Source organism: Candidatus Paceibacterota bacterium (assembly GCA_035583355.1).
Classification (GTDB): Bacteria; Patescibacteriota; Minisyncoccia; order Phycocordibacterales; family UBA6899; genus JAJZQJ01.
In genome coordinates, this window is record DATEZQ010000012.1 from 52,005 (window position 1) to 68,440 (window position 16,436).

Consider the following 16,436-nt stretch of genomic DNA (forward strand, 5'->3'; position numbering starts at 1 on the left):
TGATATCCATGTTTCTTGAAGAAACAATCGACGATCAGTGATCATATAAATATGAATCACGCCCAAATTGGAATTGATCCACGAGCAGCTTCCGCTACCCGTGCCTTGTTACGACTTACTCCCTGTCACCGAATTTGCCTTAGGCCCATGCGAGATGAGACTTGGGGCACCCCCGGCTCCCTTGAGTTGACGGGCGGTGAGTACAAGACTTGAGAACGTATTCACCGCGGTTTGGCTGACCCGCGATTACTAGCGATTCCGGCTTCATGGAGGCGAGTTGCAGCCTCCAATCCGAACTGGGGGAGCTTTTTTAGGATTAGCTCAGCCTTGCGGCGTCGCGACCCGTTGTAACTCCCATTGTATTATGTGTGTAGCCCAAGACGTCAAAGGGACATGCTGACCTGGCGTCATCCCCACCTTCCTCCCAGCCCGATATTCACAAATCCTTGAAAAGGATTTCCAAACATTGGGCTGGGCAGTCTCTCGTGACACTTGTAACACGAGATAAGGGTTGCGTTCGTTACCCCACTTAAGGGAACAGTTCAAACCACGAACTGACGACGGCCATGCATCACCTGTCCTACCGTGCTTGCGCAGGGCTCTAGTTTCTTAGAGTTTTCGTTAGGATGTCTAGTCTTGGTAAGGTTCTTCGTGTACCGACGAATTAAACCACATAATCCACCGCTTGTGCAAGTCCCCGTCTATTCCTTTGAGTTTTAATCTTGCGATCGTACTACCCAGGCGGTTCACTTATCGCGTTAGCTTAGCCTCACGGAGGGTCGATACTCCATAAAGCGAGTGAACATCGTTTAGGGCGTGGACTACAGGGGTATCTAATCCCTTTCGCTACCCACGCTTTCGTTTCTCAGCGTCAGTAATGTGCCAGTGAACTGCCTTCGCTTTTGGTGTTCCCCATAATATCAACGGATTTCACCCCTACACTATGAGTTCCATTCACCTCTCACACACTCAAGCTCTGCCGTTTCCTCTGTGGGTTCCTGGTTGAGCCAGGAGATTTAACAGAAGACTAACAGTGCCGCCTACAAACTCTTTACGCCCAGTAATTCCGGATAACGCTTGGGGCTCTCGTATTACCGCTGCTGCTGGCACGAGATTAGCAGCCCCTTATTCATGAGGTACTGTCGCTATGTCATCCCTCATAAAAGATCTTTACACCCCGAAAGGCTTCTTCGATCACGCGGCGTCGCTCCGTCAGACTTTCGTCCATTGCGGAAGATTCTCGACTGCAGCCACCCGTAGGTGTATGGGCCGTGTCTCAGTCCCATCGGTGGGGGTCAGGCTCTCACCTCCCCTAAGCGTCATAGCCTTGGTAGGCTTTTACCCTACCAACTAGCTGATACTGCGCAGGCTATTCCCATAGCGATAAATCTTTACCCTTGCGGGACCATCAAGTATTAGCGTACCTTTCGATACGTTATTCCTGACTATGGGGGATATTCCTACGTGTTACTACCTCGTCTGCAACTACCCATGTAAACCGAAGTAAACATGAATCGTTCTACTTGCATGCCTTATCCACGCCGCCAGCGTTCATCCTGAGCTAGGATCAAACTCTTAATTAAAAGTAAAATGAGACAAGAGAGAACTTTCTTTCTTGACCCAACTTTCAATGCTCTTGATTATTACTGTGTTATCGATTACTCGATTTCTCAAAACTGGAATTACAAATTGATTATGAAATTTGTTATTTTGGTCATTGCCTTTCGTATTACTCATACGGCAGGTTTGACCAGGATCTTGCGTAACACTCAGTTGTCAAAGTTCTTTACGTCTTTTCGGGGTTTTTGCTTTCGCTGAACTTCGATTGACGTAAGATGCAGTATATACGAATGCCAGGAATAGTCAAGCGATTTCTCCCCTTTCTTTTTACTGCCCTAGGACTTTATCACACTGAAATACCTATGTCAATACCTTTCTGTTAGTCACTCTATAGAGTACTTTCATAAGCATACTGACTGACCATTTGAACCACCCTACGCACCTGCATTTCCTCTCCATATATATGTATGTTTGCTGGTGCAAATTCCATGCAGCTGAGCATGAGAAAAACAAAAAGAACGCTCATGCGTTCTTTTTAATCGGTGAATGGATTCTTGCGGCCGATCGGCTCATCAGGAATAGTAGCCTGACTAAACTTGAGCGATTTGAATTCCGTCAGCGAGAAGATAGAGCTATCAAGTTGAATCTTATCAAGCTCATTAAGTGCAAGCGTTGTGCGTGCACCAGGCTCATCTGCCTTTGGAACGTTACCACCGGTAATAGTTTGGATCAACTCCTGTGTACCACCGATATTGTGCATCGTGATATATCCCACAAATATAAGTGCGGGGACCACCATCACGATAAGCATATCAAAGAGTGTTTGCTTCATATTAGTGGAGTGCGTACGTTACGAAACTAATCGAAATTCTCATTGGAGAAGAAAGTGTTTCGCCCGGAGTAATGGACAGCGACGTAATATCACGAATCTGTAACCAATACTGAATATCATTCAGGAAATTACGGAAGGTAACATACGGGGCCTCTATCGAGAATGATACATCGTACTGCTGCAACTGGCTGCTCTTGTCCACTGAAAGCTTCTTGATTGAAGGGTTTGCGAGTGAGAGACCGTGCGATGCTGCAAGATTAGTGAGGTCCATCGTAAGGCGCACATCATCCACAGACTCGGGAATCATGATAGCCATACGCTCACTTGCCCCATCAGGGAACTTACTGTAGATGCTATCGAGATTATTAATCTTATCTTGGGCGCGTGAAGCCTTCTGAATATAGTCTTGTAGCTCAACTTGGCGTGCCTTTTGCTCTCCGATCTTTTGGTACGTCGGATATGCGTATGCAACAATGAGGCCTGCGGCAAGCGATGAAAATAGGATTGCGGTAATGTAGCGCATATTATTGTCCTACGGGTGTTACTGCGGGCTTAGTAATTGGTGCGACCGCTGGCTTTGTGGTAGTCGACGGAGACGTCTGTGCAGGTGTTGTCGTTGCAGGTTTAGGAGCAACGGGGGTCACTTGCGTTGGAGGAGTGATGATTACGGGAGCTGCTGCAGGCGCTGCTGCGGGAGCGGGAGCTGCGACAGGTGCCTCCGAGGCAGCAGCACGCTCACGGACCGTTGCAAAGGTTGCATATGTTGGACGAAGCACGAGCCTCATCGCGATTGCGACGACACCCGTACGGGGGTCAATATGAAAACTTGAAAGTTCGGTATAGAGAATCACGCGATTCTGCGCACGGAAATGTGCGAGCTGCTGATAGAGTGCTCCATACCCAATGGCTTCACCAGTGAGTTCCAATGTGTCTCCTGCGGGCACTCCTTCGGGACTCGCTTTCGCATCAGCAACCATCTTCTTATATGAGAATTGCGTCCACCTGATTGAAGAAACCGTATGGTCGCTTAAGTAATCAATCACCAGAGAAGGCATTGAATGCTTGTTGAATATTTCACGAGCGAGATTTATGCGTTTATCGAGTTGTGCAAGCGTTGCGATCTTATCGAGATCGAAATTCTTTTCTGTACTCTGCAGTGCTGCAGCATAAGCATCAACCTTTCGCTTTTCCGCACGCAATGCCCACCAGACATATGCGGTTGCACCAATCGCGATGACCGTAATGAATACCGCAAAAATGGTTGCAGCATAGGATCTGCGCGCGCCATACTGATAGGTACCTCCCTGCTCGGGGATAAAGCTTGTTTCGATGTTAGCCATAATATACGTATATATTATAACATAAGAGAACGAGGAATATGATACAAATGCGAGGGAATAAGGGGATAAGGGAATGAGGTTATGAGGGTATAAGGCAAACATAAAAACTTCATACGCTTAGCGCATGAAGTTTTATACTGTCTAAAAATTGTATTTATTTCAAACCTTATCCCCTTATTCCCTTATTCCCTTATTCCCTTATTCCCTTGGATTTAGTCTTATCCTCACTTCCCCATCTTGCGCAACGCAAGACCGAGGGAAACGGCAAATTCTGGACCCGCATCAGCAAGATATGGAGCAAGTGCAGGAGGAGTGGTTAAACGTGAGAAACTATCACTGTAGACAATTTCACAATCAAAACCTCCACGGGCTACGTCGGGGAGCCCCTTAATAAGTGAGCCTGCACCACAGAGAATCACACGACTCATAGTGACATGATGCTGTTGCGCATAGCGACGAACGATACGGACTGCTTCACCCAAGATACGCTCGATTGCAAGGCGTGCGATTTCGGCGATTGCGGGATCATTCGGATCTCCGATAAGACCATACTCACGCTTCATCTCTTCTGCTTGGAGGAGCGTCACTCCATGCGCACGTGCAAGTGCCTGGGTCACTTCCTGCGAACCAACGGAGAGTAAGTGTGCGCCACGCACCACGCCATCTTCAACAAGCACAAGCTTCGAGGATGCGGCACCGATATCGAGAATGGCAACAGGCTGACTTTCGCGACCCATGACGGCGCGAATCGTACTGAATGCCTCGATCTCAAAGGAAGCGGTTTTTGCACCGAGCCCTGTAGCGATGTCTTGGAAGCGCTTCAAAATGTCGTTGTGCACTGCCGCGAGGAGCACGTCTACCTTTGGTGGACCATTCTTATTGCGTTCTTCTTCATCAGGATCAACATAGTTACGGACGGCCTTTGGAATCACCCAGTGCGAAAGTGAAACTTCGTTCACATTCATTGGAATATATTTGCGCGCTTCAATAGGCACAATCTCTGCGAGCCGCTTCTCACCAACATCAGGAAGTTCGATCACCGTAAGCAATGTCGAAGAAAGTGGAAGCGAAAACACCATGTCAGTCGAAGTCACGTTCGCCTCCTTAAAGAGTCCGCGCAATGCTTCAACAATAGTAGGGACAGGAAGATTGAGTGCTGCCTGGCCGACTTCTACGCCGGCATAAGGTCCAAGTGCAATCTCACCATAGGTCTCAAGAATTGGCTTTGGACTACCGCGCTTTACCTGCAATACCTTCGCCGAAGAACCGCCGATGTCCACACCGACGACGCTCGCACTCGATTTGTCTCCAAATAAATTACCAAGTTGTTCGAGAAAGCTCATTTGTACTCTATTATACAGGGAGAAAATGCAGAATGCCAGTGAAAATCCAGTCATGAGACATGAGCTTGAGTCATGAGGGAATTCAAAAGTAGACATCACCCACTTCAAATCATGAAACGGCGAGGATTTTTGTCGGAGGCATTGGATTCGCGCACCTCACCCTACCCCATGAAACAGCGAGGAATTTTTATCCTCATTCACACGCTGAATGTACCTTAATGAAACGGCGAGGATTTTTTGGAAAGATGCCATGGTCGGACCGAGGAGCGCCAGCGAGGTGTATAGATATACATTGAGCGCGCACCGCAGGGAGACCATGGCAGATTTACGAAAAAGACCGCCGCCACTGTAACGGAGACAGAACAAAGCAGTAGCGCAAGCGGGTACGCAGTACCGCTTAAAACAAAAGCAGCTGAATACAGCTGCTTTTGTTAATGCGCTACTGCGATACCTATCACTTTTTTGGCTCCTGCCTTCTTAAGCAACGCCCGTGCTGCCCGCATCGTCTCCCCCGTCGTCACCACATCATCAATGATGACCACATGCTTACCCTGCACGCGCTCAGGATGTTCGACAACAAATGCATCTTTCATATTCATCTCACGTGCGCCACGACTCGCGGTCTTCACCTGCTGCCCCGCGCAACATGCCTTCTTTAGCACATCAATCTCCGCAACAATATTAAGGTCATGGGCCTTTGCCGCCTTCACTACGCCAAGCGCAATCTCAGCGGCATGGTTGTACCCCTTACGCTGATTGCCCTCAATACTTCCAGGAATTGGAATAAGTACAATCTCACCCGCCTCCTCGGGCTTACGTGCCAACGGTGAAAAGAATTCACGATACAGTGCATTACCAAAGTAATCAGATACTCCGCGGCAGTGACGATATTTGAGATCCTTAATCGCCTTATTCACAATCGGTTGACGATACTCAAAGAGCGCAACAAGCCAATCCCCAAGCATCGTCGGCTTCGTAATGATTGTGCGCTCACAAAAAGCGCAAAGGCTTGCGCCCTTACGGTTACATGCGATGCATTGCTCAGGATAGAGCGCTTCCACAATCTCCGACCACCAACTCATATAGATAGAGCATACGACAAAAATAGAACGGCGCAAGTTTTCCCAGCAAAAGGAGCAAATGAAAAAACAGAATGCATTGCATTCTGTTTTAATCATACATAGATTAGCGTCCAAAGAGTCGGAACATCCAACCAAAGACACTGAATCCACCCTCATGAACGGTAAGTGACGTACTTGCAGCAAGATTCACGTCTTGAAGCAATTTGATCTGCGTATCAATAACTGCTTGATCTGTACCTGTAGCCATGCGCGTCTTCAGATCTGCAAGCAACTTGATCTGTGCCTCATTGCTTGCGACAAGCTGCTTTGCACTCTCGATCTCTGCCTGGTCTGGACCAAAGAAGAACTTACGAATCGCTCCGCGCTCCTCTACCTTCTTGAGGCTCTCGCTGATCTTCTCATGATTATCCTCTTGAGACTTTGCGATTGTGCGCACCTGCGCTCCGATACCCCCTTCGCGATCAGCAACGCTCAAGAGCTCCTGTACTGCCTTTGCAACAGTACTGCGATGCTCTTCGCGCGTACGTTCACCTCTTGTTGAAGTTGCGGAGTCATCCTCATCATCCTCACGTGAGGACGTAGCGAACTTATCATCATCACGCTCTCGAGATGAGGTTGCCGACTTACGACCCTCTTCTCGCTCACGCGTTGAGGTCCCCTGGACATCATCGTCATTACCATCATCACCACGCCTCTCTCTATTCTCCATCTCGACGCGAGCTCTTGTTGTTGTCGCAGTGAGGCGAACATCAACACGATCCTCATCGTCACGCTCACCCACCTCTTGTGGTCGTGGAGTGCGTCCTTCGACAGAAATATTCGTCTTAACCTCGAGGTCTCCCTCGACTTTTGTCTGCGTGAGTGTGCGCTCCGCAGCAAGCGCGCTGCCTGCAGCAAAAAGCGCAACACCGAGTAACCCGCTAATGAATATTGTATTTTTCATGTGTTTTAAGTTAATGCAAAAGAAGGCTCGTAAGCACGCTCCTTCTCAGGTAGTGCTCGCCCTCTCTACACTATCCCTATTATAGCACTATCGTGCGAAATAGGGATAGAAAGAAAATGCGAACTTATTTAACACCAAATGCGGTCTTGAGATCTGCAGTTGCCTTCTGCATATCGGTCTTGAAGGTTGCGAGTGCAGCCTCCACTGCTGCCTTACGTGTCTTGTTCAGCGCCTCGATGCCCGTCTTGATTGCAGCATCGTTACGATTTGCCTTGAAGACATTCTGTGCGGCCTTCGCTGCAGCCATGAGCTGTGTGCGCACGGTTGCTGGGGACACATTTGCAGCACAATCTGCCTTTGCCTTTGCGATTGCAGCTTCAACAGCAGTCCTCAGTGTTGCAGCGCCTGTATCAAGTGAAGTGAACTTCGACTTAATGAGTGCGTCGACACCATCGCGATACGCCTTCACTGCAGCATCTACTGCGGCAACGCGCTTTGTGGTTGCGGCACCAACTGCATTCTTGTATGCAGTCACTGCGGCCTTCTTCGCATCAGTATCTGCCTTATTCATCAATGCATCGTAGCGTGTATCACGCTTCACCTTTGCATCCTCACGATTCTCTGAGCGCTTTAGGTCATGATCAACACGGAGCCCTGCGAGCTTCTGGATACGTGCCTTCTCCTTTTCATCCTGCTTAGTAGTACGCTCATCCATCTTTGGCTCAAAGCCACGGAGGAGCTTCTGACTATCTGCCACAAGACGAACACAGAAATTATTCTTATCGATACGTGGCTTCGTACTCGTTGAACTTGTCGACTCTGCAAATACTGCAAGCGGTGAAAGCAGTGCACTGAGCACCACTGCGCCGACGACTGTTTTATTAAATTGCGATTTCATATGCGGTTGTTTTAACGGTATCATAATTTGAGAGCTCTGCGTTCACTGCAATCTGATCAGACTGATCGCCGAGCACCGTAGCGGCATCCATATTCGCATCTGCAAGGAATCCTGCAGTGATGCTATCTATTGACGAGGTGTCGACATTCGCAACCGGTCGTGGTGCGACAGGGGCTGGAGTTGGTGCTGCTGCCGTAGGAGTCACTGATTCCTCAGCAACTGGTGCAACCGCAACCTTATTATTTTCGCCTACGTTATTAGTAACGTTTGGCTTTAAGACGAACATGAGCGCGATCACCGCAACAACGGCAACCGGCACTCCAATGAGCATTGTTTTATTCATTATGAATGATACTACAGACTGATAAGGAGAAGGTATTGGAGCCTTCTCTAATATATGACGACGAAGCATTTCATTTGTGACAGCATCCTTCGTTTCCTTGAAAGACGATGGCGGTGGCACGATCCGTGCAAGTCGTTCCTTCAATTGTACCTCAATTTTTTGGTCTTCTTGTTCCATGGTCTTTTATGTAAGGAAATCATGTGGATTGAGCATCCCACCGACTTTCTTGAGCGCTCGTGAATAAATCTGACGGGCATTAGCAACAGAAACCCCCGCAACCTCTGCGATCGTCTCATGGCTGACGTCTCCCGAAAGCCGCAAGGATACGATGTCTGCTTCGAGATGCGATAGTTGTGCGAGCGCTGCACTAATAAATTGCTTATCCTCGTTCTTAATCGCCTCCTCCTCGGGGTTCGGCGAATCACTTGCGAATTCAGGGACCGTGTCGATGCTCACGGTAACCCTCCTCCCGCGGACACGATAATGATCAATCAATGTCGTGCGCGCAATGGTAAACAATAAGCGATGTGCGGGCTCTCTTTCTCTTGGCCGCTCTTTTTGAAGGAGGAACTTGAGAAAGACCGCTTGCGTCAAATCATTCGCCACCTCATGATCGCTCGTACGGAAAAATAGGTAACGAAAAAGCGGCATGAAGAGCTCTCTATAGAGGGCTTCATCTTCTGAAACGTCCGTGCTTAATCCATTCATTTGCATAGCAGTGGGACGCGATCTTCCTCACATAAAGTATGACGACAAAGACCGCGCAATGTGACAACTCCATTGTAGCAAACATTAGCGAATATGCCTTGCGCTCACGTTTTGAATATATATTCATTATATGGTATGCTCTCCCCTATATGCTATTGTTTTCACTTGAACTCACATTCCTCATCATATTCGCAATTTTGCAGCTCCCACAGTTTGGAAAAGCACCTGGCGGAAGGCGCAAGAGTCGCATGCTACAGTCAGAGAACTATAAACGCGGGAAATTCCACAATCTTGAACCGACTCCGATGATGATCAAGACCGGTGACCAAATCGACATCTTCAAGAAATTCTTTTTCAAGAACGTGGGCGATGCGAAACCAAAGACGCGCATGCCGGGAGTAAAGATTGATCTCCATGCATTCGACCCAAAAGCGAACGTTATGGTCTGGTTCGGACACTCCTCGTATTTCATCCAACAAGATGGGAAGCGTTTTCTCATTGACCCCGTACTTTCGGGATATGCGTCACCCTTCTCCTTTGCGGTGAAGAACTTCGCAGGTTCAAACGAGTACAGTGCTGCAGATATTCCCGACATTGATTATCTCGTCATCACTCATGATCATTACGACCACCTCGATTATCACACTGCAAAAGCACTCAAGGGTAAAGTGGCCATGATCATCACAGGGCTTGGTGTTGGTGCACACCTCGTACACTGGGGATATAAAGAGTCGCAGATTAAGGAACTCGACTGGCATGAAGAGCTAAAACTTGATGAAGGATTCACCATCCGTGCACTTCCCTCCCGTCACTTTTCGGGCCGTACGTTCTTCCGCAATCGCACGCTCTGGTGTGCGTTTGCACTCAGTACCCCTAACAAGAAATTCTTCCTTGGTGGCGATGGTGGGTATGGCAAACATTTCAAGATGATCGGAGAAAAGTACGGACCATTTGATGTTGCAATACTTGAGAATGGGCAATATAACGAGAGCTGGCGCTACATCCATGCGATGCCCGAAGAGACTGCACAAGCGGGGCTCGACCTTGGCGCAAAACTCCTTATGCCTGTCCACTGGGGTAAATTCATCCTTTCTATTCACAGCTGGGATGAACCGATCCGCCGCATCACCAAAGCAGCAACTGCAAAAAACATTCCCCTCCTCACTCCCCGCATCGGAGAGAAGATCAACCTCGACCACCCCGCACATACGCATCCTTGGTGGGATGAAGTAAAATAAAACCAAGACAAGCGGCCGCAAGGTCACTTGTCTTGGTTTTATATTTGGGTTTGTATCTACTATCTTCCAATTTTACTTATTCCAAAAATATGCTAAAGTAACACCACAAAAGCAAGGAATAACCGACCTTATTCAACCGATTGCTATTTGGAGGAAACAATGCGTGGAATTGCTAAAGTGGTCGCGACGACCACTCAGCCACTCTGCTATTTACCTTCCTCGTTAGCGGTACTTTCGCAAGAAAGCGCAGGCTAATAAAATATACGGAGACGTGGCTGAGTGGTCGAAAGCACCTCACTGCTAACGAGGCATCCCTTTACCGGGATCATGAGTTCGAATCTCATCGTCTCCGCAAAAAGAAAAACAACACGCAAGTGTTGTTTTTCTTTTTGCGGAGACGATGAGATTCGAACGGATAGGGGTCGGGAAAGGAAGCCCTTTCCCGTCTAGGAGAGCAGGAACCCCTCTTCCCCGAAGAGGGGTTCCGTCGAGAACCGTGGGTTCTCGAAGCCTTTGGCAGCGCGAGGCTCCTCCGGAGTGCGCCAGCCAAAGGCTGTGAGATTCTCACCCCTTATTAAACAAAAATCTGTCACTAGTAGCTCTCCAATTCTCTTAGTCTTAACTAGCCTCCTTGCCTCTATGAAATCACTTCTTCCACAATTCTTCCGTCTCTATAAACCCAGACGACGTGCACGCATCTTTTAAGTACTCCAACGAAGATGCCAATTTGGTAATTTAGATTTCTGTAACTCCTTATTTTATTGATATCCGCTACCCCCAATATTGAGCTCGGGGAGCATTTTTTTATTTCAAATATTGCAAGATTGCGTTCATTTGAACCTCTTCTGTGAATTATTATATCAGGTCGAACAACTGTTCCATCATCATTCATTTTTGGTCCAGCTAAGCTTTTGCTATATTCACAGTCTATGTTAAATTCTTGCCCAAAATTACTTTCTAGATACAGAGCAATCCTATGGCTCAGGGTCGGCTCGTAGATTTTTACATTCATTAGTTCTACCCAGTCATTATCCATAAATAATCGAATTGCGGAACGAATTCCATTTTTTGTATCCTCCATATTACTAGTTTTCTAATTTGACATATTTCTCTAGTTCAAGTGCAGCATCTCTAATCCCAGATATTTCATATATTAAATCACTGAGTCTATATATCATATCTGATGTTGCCACAGACCACTGTTCGCACTGCTTACTCTGGAGGCTCCACAATTCTTTCTCTTTATCTAGGTTTTCTACGGCCTTCTCTTCCTTCTCCCTCAATAATATATTTGCGTAATCCCAGTTAATAGTGTCTTTCAATCCATCTGAATGAAGGATCGAACTAAAGTTTTTTAGAATTTCTACCTCAGTAGCAGGTGCATTTATGTAGTAGCCAAAATCTCCCTTATTACCACCATGCTTATGATTGTTGCCAATATCTGTTATAGGTTTAAATTGAATATCTATTCTATCAATAAGTCCATTTAACGACTCAACAACTTCCTCATCACGAGGGATATTCTTTTTAATAAATTTGATAAATCTTAATAATCTTTCTTTATATGCATACACATCAGCATAATATGAGTGAATATGGTATTGGAGAGCGTCTCCATCAGGTATTGCATCCAGTTCAACGTAAAAGTATTTAAAATATACAGTATACTTTTTTAATTTATTTTCGAACCATTCGATTTCAGTTAATCTGTTTATACACTCATTTATATTAACTGTGTTAACGGTCAATAAAAGTGGTCTAATCTTCTGATTGATTTCTGAGATCATATATTCTGTTCCCACATTCGTATCTCTAGATATTGAAAGTATACTTTTTATTCTTTGCAAGTGGCTTATTAACATACTTAAATTCTATCATGTACTTGCATAATCTAAAGTCTAGAATTATTGCGCACCAATCTATTGAATTAGAAGTGCTACGGCCTTTTTGAAAGTGTGGCTAGAAATACCGACCCGCGAGCCTCATAAAACGGATCAATATAATCCAAAATAACCTTACAGTACCTACGCCCACGATTACCTCACTCATATGGCCTGCAAAAAGAAAAAACAACACGCGAGTGTTGTTTTTGTTTTTCCACAGAATCCAATTAATACGAATACCCTCCTTGTTCAGAAACAGCAATTAAATACTTAAGGAATAAAATATTTCACGTACACAGAGAGTTCTAATCAATTTCACTGTATACGACTTCCCTAAGGAATCTATCTTTTCGAGTAAACGTTGCCCTGGTATGCGCCTGTATGTCGAGCTTGATTTCTTTAGTCCTCTCTTCATTCTCAATTTTATCCCTATTTAACGTAAGAATATATTGAAAGTTTGACTTTTCCTCTTGCTCTGCGAGAAAATTAAGGCTCTGCACTAGCGTATCTTGGTCCACATCAAAAATATTATCATGCACCAATATTGATGGATGTCGCTTCTTCGTATGATTATTAATCATCAATGCAATGTCATAAATAAATACCTTTTCCCTATCAACGCTATGACTCCCATCTTCAGGAATACGAAAATCGAATTGAACAATTTTTTTACCCTTACCAGACTTTACCGCGGATATATCAAAAGTAATTTTGGCATTGCCCATTATATACGAGTGAATATCAGCAAGTGTCCTGTTGAAATCATCGATAACGCTGTTGTAGGACATTATTTCATCTTCAAGGGCAGACACGTAGCCATCTCTCTTGCGTTTTAAGACGTTTATCTCATACTCAACACTCTCATGTTCACGCAAATTTGCTTGAGTAATTGATAAATTTTCTTTCCTCCTAGACATTAATGCGTAACTTTCTTTTAATGAATCAAGGGAACCATTGAAATTTATCATCACAAGCAATGACGACCTTCTCGCGTCTAAAACACTCAAACGACTCTGGATTTTTTGCACCTCACTTCTAATCTCGTGAGCACGACCGTCTATAAGGATCTTTTGATAATTCTCAATTTTTTGCTTAAACGCGACAACATCACTAATTGACCTTGCAACCAAATCACCAAGCCCCTTTGCAAATTTGTTATACACAAATTGAACTTCGCTAGTATCAATAATTTCCAACTTAGGTATAGATTCAATTCTCTGAAGTTCAAACCTTAATGCCGCCCTCTTAATTCGCAGCTGTTCACATTCTAAATCAATATTCCCAAGCTCCTCTTGGTTATTTTGGAAAATTGGTTCCATCTTATATTCATCAAGAAGTGAGTTTATTTTTCCGAGCTCAAGCTCAGAATCATTAACTTCGGCCTTGATGTCAGAAATATTTTGATTCCCAGAACCAGTCAACCTTTTTGTAATATGATTTTTAGTTTTCTGCTTTTCATCAATTTCCTTAAATACCTTTTTTATTCTCCTTATATAGCTAGGATTAATTCCGAAAAGGTATAAATGTGGCTTGGTGAGATCTTGGTCAGGGATCTTTTCCCTCAAATCGTAGCAATTTAAAATACTCTTAAATTCTGAATCCTCAGACCGTATTAATGGGCCCATAAACTCTCTGAAACTCGGCCTTTCTATATCATCTCCTGAATTGCTGAAAAGCAAATTTCCTAGGTAGGTAGTCGCATCTGCCATATTCTTAAACTTTGTAATCTGGCCCTCACATACAATTTCCGGCTTATTCGGCTCTTTTATGGTTCTCCTCAATGTTAACTCCTTCCCGCCGATTGAAACGTCAAGACAAATTATTGCGTTATGCGAAAATTTATCAAGCGGGATTTTCATAACCCTGCTATCACTCGAGTCCTTTAAAAGGCAAAAGTTGATAAATTCGACTGAGAGCGACTTTCCGACTCCATTTGTTTTTTTATCCTTCCTGGACGTAGACCTTGATTCTGAATCCGGGACCTTCTCTCCAAGAATAATATTTATACCATCATAAAAACTGATGGGCTTGAAAGTCTCTGGTTGGCTATATAGCTTATGTAGACGAATCATATCTTGAAAATATAAGGCTCCGAAAAATCAACTACTCCAGATTGATATAGAAATATCAAAGTAAAAATCAATTGGCGATGATTAACTAAACCAACTTGATCTTTCAAACTCAAAACAAGCTCATCGAGGGTGATTTTTTTTCTTTTTTGAATTCTCTTCAAAATAAGAAACCCTAGATAAGGGGGCGAAACTCCTATTTTTTCATCTTTTGTAATCATGGAGCGTTCGGGAAAACATTACACTTCACCAATTCGTCGAGTAAGTAAAACCTGATTGCCTGATAATCATACTTTTTCTTTGAATTTTTGGAAATTTCATTCTCGAAATATTCAGTGAGATTAACAAGTGCAACCTCCGCATCCCCATCAGCCTGGGTAAGAAAATCATCACTTCTAATTCGTAGAAAATTCCTCATATACTCGACCTTGGCAGTATCAAGGCCTAAGGCTCTATCGACTTCAACTCTTGCTGCGCAGTAAATAGGAAGAAGAGAGACTAGTTGCGATTTTAGAAATTCAGATTTCGAAGAGAATCGCTGCTCGATTTTCCCCTGAGGGTCTGGCTCCTCGCGATACTGTCCATTCGTTAATTCCTTTTTTTCACTAATGTACAGAACCAAATCTGCGATAGTCTCAACCTCAGATGCAATTTTGTTTTCAGTTTTAGAATGAGAGCCACCCGAAAATTCCTCCTCAAAAATTTGTAAAATCCTCATGATCTCCCCAGGGGATCCTTTTGCCCGAACTAAACCTAAGATATCTGTCAAATCCATAATATCCCCTGAATCAAACTTTATTCCTTTAGGGGCAGTAATTGATTTAATTTTACGCTTTTTATCTGCAATAATAATAAATTTCAATGTATCATACGAGGAAGAAAGCCCATTGGCGTCAAAAGCTTTTATTGTTTTATCAATTTTTGTTTTACTATTCTCGGATGTAACTTGAACGGAAACGCGTTTCTCTTCATCCCCCAGGTCAATAGAGGGGAAGTTCATTCTTAGAATATTTTTATTTTCGAGATTTAAAGCGAGAATTTCATTAAGCAGGCGACAGAAAAAATCTTCTAGGTGACTATTTATATCCGTTAGGCCATTTCCATTACTTATCTTAGTTTGCACTTTTATGCGAGCAAGATATGCTGTCACCTCATTAATTAAATCTTGCCTATCCATGCTGCAATTATATCATAATTGAAATTGAATTCTCCTTAGCACGTAGTAATATTGTCGAAAAAACCGCCAACGCGGTTTTTATTACCTCTTGCATCCTCCTACTCTTCAAAAAGTCCCCGTCTTTACTTCTCCAACACGCTCATAGTTAGCAAAGATCACTCCGCTCGGGGAAACCTTACTGTCTGTGAGCTTAAAGGCTGCAGGAATCGTCCCCTCAGCGAAAAGACGTTTACCTGTGCCCAGGGTAATTGGGAATATTTTTAGCCAGAGTTCATCAACCAAGTCGTGCTTCCAGAGAGTCTGGGCAAGGTTGCCACTCCCGTACACATGCAGATCGGGACCATCTTGTTTCTTTAGTTCCTGAATTTTTTCAACCACAGAAGCACCCGAAATCACTACTGAATTTTCCCAAGTTGGATCAAAGAGTGAATGCGATACAACATACTTTTTCATCGTATTTATCCCCTGCCATCCATCCGCATGTGTCGGCCAATAGGAAGCAAAGATGTCGTACGTTTTCCTCCCCAAGAGAAGCTCTGATGGTCTGTTCATCTGCTCTGCCATAACCGCGTTCCCCAATTCATCAAAATAGGGGACGGTCCAACCGCCGTACTTGAATCCACCGGAAGTATCTTCCTGCGGCCCTCCCGGAGCCTGCATAACACCATCGAGTGTTATAAATGTTAAAACAATAATTTTTCTCATATATATTGACTGCGCTACATTGATAAAAAGGCTTTGAAAGAGACGAGGCTCCTTACAATCCGCTCACTGCTCTCTACTTCCTCCACCTCGGCGCAAACCTCACGAGCCACGTGAAAAACCTCGCCTTTATCTCCCCCACCCCATTAGCCCTCATCCCCTCATAACACCTCTTCTGAAACTCCTTCAAATCATTCCCCTCATAACAAAGCTTCCCATCCTTAAAACAATAACTACAATATTTATCACTCCCACTTACCCCAGGATCCTTGTCCAAAGGCATCAAGCAACTTTCACACATGGGTTTCTTTTTCATAT

The 16,436-nt window shown here is 44.8% G+C and carries 17 protein-coding genes, 1 tRNA gene and 1 rRNA gene; 2 read left to right on the plus strand and 17 right to left on the minus strand.

The window, feature by feature from the left end:
• Positions 1 to 66: 66 nt before the first annotated feature.
• The 10 genes from VJ579_04845 to VJ579_04890 all read right to left on the minus strand — a co-directional run bounded on the left by VJ579_04845 (position 67) and on the right by VJ579_04890 (position 9,055).
• Positions 67 to 1,583, minus strand: a 16S ribosomal RNA gene (locus tag VJ579_04845).
• Positions 1,584 to 2,095: 512 nt separating this feature from the next.
• The gene (locus VJ579_04850; protein HXK38366.1) at positions 2,096 to 2,392 is read right to left on the minus strand and encodes a hypothetical protein; all 297 of its coding nucleotides are present in this window, start codon (positions 2,390 to 2,392) and stop codon (positions 2,096 to 2,098) included.
• Between the two features lies 1 nt (position 2,393).
• A complete protein-coding gene (locus VJ579_04855; protein HXK38367.1) occupies positions 2,394 to 2,915 on the minus strand; it encodes a hypothetical protein in 522 nt (173 codons plus the stop codon).
• 1 nt (position 2,916) lies between these two features.
• Positions 2,917 to 3,732 (minus strand): hypothetical protein, encoded by an 816-nt coding sequence (locus tag VJ579_04860; GenBank protein ID HXK38368.1) that lies wholly within the window; start codon positions 3,730 to 3,732, stop codon positions 2,917 to 2,919.
• 224 nt (positions 3,733 to 3,956) lie between these two features.
• Positions 3,957 to 5,075 (minus strand): pilus assembly protein PilM, encoded by a 1,119-nt coding sequence (pilM, locus tag VJ579_04865; protein HXK38369.1) that lies wholly within the window; start codon positions 5,073 to 5,075, stop codon positions 3,957 to 3,959.
• 431 nt (positions 5,076 to 5,506) lie between these two features.
• A complete protein-coding gene (locus VJ579_04870) occupies positions 5,507 to 6,157 on the minus strand; it encodes a phosphoribosyltransferase family protein (protein HXK38370.1) in 651 nt (216 codons plus the stop codon).
• Positions 6,158 to 6,260: 103 nt separating this feature from the next.
• Positions 6,261 to 7,100, minus strand: a complete 840-nt coding sequence (locus VJ579_04875; GenBank protein HXK38371.1) for a hypothetical protein — start codon at positions 7,098 to 7,100, stop codon at positions 6,261 to 6,263.
• Positions 7,101 to 7,224: 124 nt separating this feature from the next.
• Positions 7,225 to 7,998: a hypothetical protein gene (locus tag VJ579_04880; protein HXK38372.1), complete on the minus strand. Its 774-nt coding sequence runs from the start codon at positions 7,996 to 7,998 to the stop codon at positions 7,225 to 7,227.
• Entirely contained in the window at positions 7,982 to 8,518 is a 537-nt protein-coding gene (locus tag VJ579_04885; GenBank protein ID HXK38373.1) for a hypothetical protein, read from the minus strand. Before VJ579_04885 ends, VJ579_04880 begins: the two co-directional genes overlap by 17 nt.
• Before the next feature lie 6 nt (positions 8,519 to 8,524).
• Entirely contained in the window at positions 8,525 to 9,055 is a 531-nt protein-coding gene (locus VJ579_04890; GenBank protein ID HXK38374.1) for an RNA polymerase sigma factor, read from the minus strand.
• A 143-nt stretch (positions 9,056 to 9,198) separates the two neighbouring features.
• Between VJ579_04890 and VJ579_04895 the strand changes: the two genes are divergently transcribed.
• Both VJ579_04895 and VJ579_04900 read left to right on the plus strand, forming a co-directional pair.
• Positions 9,199 to 10,287 (plus strand): MBL fold metallo-hydrolase, encoded by a 1,089-nt coding sequence (locus VJ579_04895; GenBank protein ID HXK38375.1) that lies wholly within the window; start codon positions 9,199 to 9,201, stop codon positions 10,285 to 10,287.
• A gap of 265 nt (positions 10,288 to 10,552) precedes the next feature.
• Positions 10,553 to 10,639: transfer RNA gene (locus VJ579_04900), tRNA-Ser, on the plus strand.
• Between the two features lie 285 nt (positions 10,640 to 10,924).
• Here the strand turns inward: VJ579_04900 and VJ579_04905 are convergent.
• From VJ579_04905 to VJ579_04935, 7 genes are all read right to left on the minus strand, one after another.
• Complete coding sequence (locus VJ579_04905) at positions 10,925 to 11,368, minus strand: hypothetical protein (GenBank protein ID HXK38376.1); 444 nt, start codon at positions 11,366 to 11,368, stop codon at positions 10,925 to 10,927.
• A gap of 4 nt (positions 11,369 to 11,372) precedes the next feature.
• Positions 11,373 to 12,074: a hypothetical protein gene (locus VJ579_04910; GenBank protein ID HXK38377.1), complete on the minus strand. Its 702-nt coding sequence runs from the start codon at positions 12,072 to 12,074 to the stop codon at positions 11,373 to 11,375.
• A 401-nt stretch (positions 12,075 to 12,475) separates the two neighbouring features.
• Positions 12,476 to 14,242, minus strand: a complete 1,767-nt coding sequence (locus VJ579_04915) for a DUF2326 domain-containing protein (GenBank protein HXK38378.1) — start codon at positions 14,240 to 14,242, stop codon at positions 12,476 to 12,478.
• On the minus strand, positions 14,239 to 14,460 hold the full coding sequence (locus tag VJ579_04920; protein ID HXK38379.1) for a hypothetical protein: 222 nt from the start codon (positions 14,458 to 14,460) through the stop codon (positions 14,239 to 14,241). The genes VJ579_04915 and VJ579_04920 overlap by 4 nt, the downstream gene beginning before the upstream one ends.
• Positions 14,457 to 15,416 (minus strand): SMEK domain-containing protein, encoded by a 960-nt coding sequence (locus VJ579_04925; GenBank protein ID HXK38380.1) that lies wholly within the window; start codon positions 15,414 to 15,416, stop codon positions 14,457 to 14,459. The genes VJ579_04920 and VJ579_04925 overlap by 4 nt, the downstream gene beginning before the upstream one ends.
• 105 nt (positions 15,417 to 15,521) lie before the next feature.
• Positions 15,522 to 16,121, minus strand: coding sequence for a dihydrofolate reductase family protein (locus VJ579_04930; GenBank protein HXK38381.1), 600 nt, complete (start codon positions 16,119 to 16,121; stop codon positions 15,522 to 15,524).
• Between the two features lie 73 nt (positions 16,122 to 16,194).
• Positions 16,195 to 16,434 carry a zinc ribbon domain-containing protein gene (locus VJ579_04935; protein ID HXK38382.1) on the minus strand — a complete coding sequence of 80 codons (240 nt, stop codon included), beginning with the start codon at positions 16,432 to 16,434 and terminating at the stop codon, positions 16,195 to 16,197.
• Positions 16,435 to 16,436 lie beyond the last annotated feature (2 nt).